At 50.6% G+C, this 822-nt stretch carries 2 protein-coding genes; both read left to right on the top strand.

Features of this window, described 5'->3' with window-relative positions; all coding sequences use genetic code 11:
- Positions 1-227, top strand: a 227-nt coding sequence (locus tag ACOCD2_RS22990; RefSeq protein WP_419589883.1) for a hypothetical protein, incomplete at its 5' end; no start/stop codon positions are given.
- On the top strand, positions 227-822 hold a 596-nt coding region (locus ACOCD2_RS22985; protein WP_419589884.1), incomplete at its 3' end, for an Eco57I restriction-modification methylase domain-containing protein. The genes ACOCD2_RS22990 and ACOCD2_RS22985, both read left to right, overlap by 1 nt.

Here is an 822-nt window from a genome sequence, read left to right as displayed (position 1 = left end):
AGGTATTCCAATGCGAGCAGCTATTCAAACGGAATGCTTGCTCAACGGAATACCTCGCGCAATGGCGTAAGGCCTCGGGCAATGTCGGTACGATGAAACGCTTTAATCCAGGTGAAGCTAAAGAATTACGGGTGAGGTTAACGGCAGTCAAACCCCGCGCACCCAGATTAGACAAACCCGTGCAGGAGCCTCCGGAGCGACATGCGGGTAATAGGGAGGAAAGATGATGTCTGCTGATGCACTCCAGCACCAACCATCATTACCAACACGCTGCCCAATCACTGAGGCAGTTTCCATTTTATCCAGCTCTGGAGTGGAAGAGCGCGGAGCGATCTATACACGCCGTGAGGTGGTGGAATTCATCCTTGACCTTGCTGGATATACGAGTGACCGCCCTTTGCATAAATCACGATTGCTGGAGCCGTCGTTTGGTGAAGGAGATTTCCTTCTGCCCGCTATTGAGCGGCTTCTCGAAAGCTGGAAACGGGATGGCAAGAACGAGGATGTCTTGCCAATCTTGTCAAGCAGTGTGCGCGCTATAGAGCTACATAAGGAGACGTTTGAGTCTACATATGAAAAAGCATTGGCTCTCCTGCGTAAACACAAGATTCAGACGGCAATAGCTCGTAAGCTTCTGGTACAGTGGTTGGTTCAGGGAGATTTCTTGCTCTTTGATGCACCGCATGAGTTTGATTTTGTTGTCGGGAACCCGCCATATGTGCGCCAGGAGCGCATTCCCGATGTGTTGGTAGCTGAATACAGACGGCGCTTCACTACGCTCTATGATCGTGCCGATCTCTATATTCCCTTTATTGAGCACTC

The sequence above is a fragment of the Thiolapillus sp. genome (genome assembly GCF_048562965.1).
GTDB classification, from domain to species: domain Bacteria; phylum Pseudomonadota; class Gammaproteobacteria; order Chromatiales; family Chromatiaceae; genus Thiolapillus; species Thiolapillus brandeum_A.
The sequence above is the reverse complement of the archived record's forward strand: the minus strand, read 5'-3'. Positions and strand labels throughout refer to the sequence as shown.